Genomic DNA, 1,195 nt, shown 5'->3' with positions numbered 1-1,195 from the left:
CCCACGGCCAGAAATTTGGCCAGTTTAACCGGGTTACCTTCAAGGCCCGCAGCGAAGTGGCCTTCGATACCCAAATGGCCTATCGTCGGGAGCTGGAAGAGAGTTTCCGCTATCAGAATACGATGAGCAACGGCACGACCCAGGAACGGGCCGCTATGACGGTGGAACTACGGGATACGCAGCACGAGCGACAACAGCAATTAGCTGTGGATCTACGGCGGGCGGAAGAGCTACGGTTAGAACAAGCCAAGACACTAGAGCTAAATCAGCAACGAGACCTGCGTATTCAGCAAGAGCAGAAACGTAATCGAGGTTTAAGCCTGTAAGCTGGATTCTGGATTCTGTCGGAGTGACAATGTCAGCTAAGAAAAAATGACATTTTGTCATTTTTCTATGTGTCGGAAAAACGCATCTACTGTTTGGCATATGGCTTGTTTAGGGACTTTTTGACTTAAATTTTTATGTCAAACCTTAAAACCCCTTACAACTATGTCACTGGTTAAATTCAATGGAAATGGACAACTGCCCTCTCTGCTGGATGAATTCATGGGCAGAGATATGGACGAGTTATTCAACTTTAACCGCAATTGGCCCGGTGTCACCCGCTCCCAAGTCGGCACGCTGGTACCGGCGGTTAACATCAAGGAAGATACCGATGGCTACCAAATCGATTTGGCAGCTCCAGGGATGAAGAAAGACGATTTCAATCTGACTTTGCACAATGGCAAGTTGACGGTATCGACCCAGCAGCAAGACCAGCGCGAAGAGCAAGATCAGCAAGGTCACTACACCAAACGCGAGTTTAGCTACCATGCGTTTTCGCGCTCGTTCTGGTTACCTGATTCCTGTGAGCAGAGCCAGATCCAGGCTCGTTACGAGGATGGGATTTTGCATATTTCGCTTCCCAAGAAGGAAGAAGCCAAGCCAAAGGCACCAACTCAAATTCAGATTAACTAACCAGGGTTAAACCTGACCAAAAATGGGTGGTGACATACGATGTCACCACCCATTTTTTTACCTTGTTGTTTTTGGACTATTTTAAGGGGTGTTGTATAAGGTTTCTTATGTTAAGGGATTAATTCAAGATCAGAACGCCCCCAGAAGCGATAAGAACTGGTCGAATTGGAGGTTGGAAAGGGAAGAGGGGAGGCCAGTATTATGTTAAGGGAATATTCGTAGATTGAACTCTTAACTA

General features: G+C 46.9%; 2 protein-coding genes. Both read left to right on the top strand.

Translation table 11 applies throughout. The features are described from left to right. Positions 1-326: DUF5712 family protein (locus tag B156_RS0125835; protein ID WP_018622701.1), on the top strand; the 326-nt coding region annotated here is incomplete at its 5' end. 163 nt (positions 327-489) lie between these two features. Continuing rightward, the gene (locus B156_RS0125830; protein WP_018622700.1) at positions 490-957 is read left to right on the top strand and encodes an Hsp20/alpha crystallin family protein; all 468 of its coding nucleotides are present in this window, start codon (positions 490-492) and stop codon (positions 955-957) included. Positions 958-1,195: the final 238 nt, after the last annotated feature.

This window comes from Spirosoma luteum DSM 19990 (assembly GCF_000374065.1).
Classification (GTDB): domain Bacteria; phylum Bacteroidota; class Bacteroidia; order Cytophagales; family Spirosomataceae; genus Spirosoma; species Spirosoma luteum.
Note: the sequence above shows the minus strand (reverse complement) of the source record. Positions and strands in the feature narration are given on the sequence as shown.